The following is a 443-nucleotide window of genomic DNA, read 5'->3' as shown; positions in this document are numbered from 1 at the left end:
CGGCTCGCCCAGTCGATGATGGCGACGAGATAGAGAAAGCCGCGGCCGATGGGCAGATACGTGATGTCGGCCGCCCACACCTGGTTCGGCCGGTCGATCGTCATGTTGCGCAACAGGTAGGGATAGATCTTATGGCCCGGCGCCGGCCTCGTCGTGTTCGGCTTCGGTCCCAGCGCCGCGATGCCCATCTTGCGCATCAACCGCTGCACGCGCTTGCGATTGACCTGAAGCCCCTCCGCCTTCAACATCGCGGTCATTCGCCGCGAGCCCAGGAACGGCCAGGCGGTGAACAGCTCGTCGATCCGCCGCATCAGGGCAAGGTCGTTGTCGTTGGCCGGCCGTGGCGGCCGGTAGACCCCAGAACGGGCGATGCCAAGCAACATGCATTGCCGGCGGATCGACAGCGCCTGGTCGGCGCGATCGAGCATTCCTCGACGGTCCGG

The 443-nt window shown here is 65.9% G+C and carries 1 protein-coding gene; it reads right to left on the bottom strand.

Going from position 1 to position 443, the window contains the following annotated elements:
* The coding region (locus tag AC5ZGW_RS47090) for an IS3 family transposase (RefSeq protein WP_496114267.1) at positions 1-428 on the bottom strand (428 nt) is incomplete at its 3' end.
* Positions 429-443: the final 15 nt, after the last annotated feature.

The organism is Bradyrhizobium sp. Crot121 (assembly GCF_059512385.1).
Note: the sequence above shows the minus strand (reverse complement) of the source record. Positions and strands in the feature narration are given on the sequence as shown.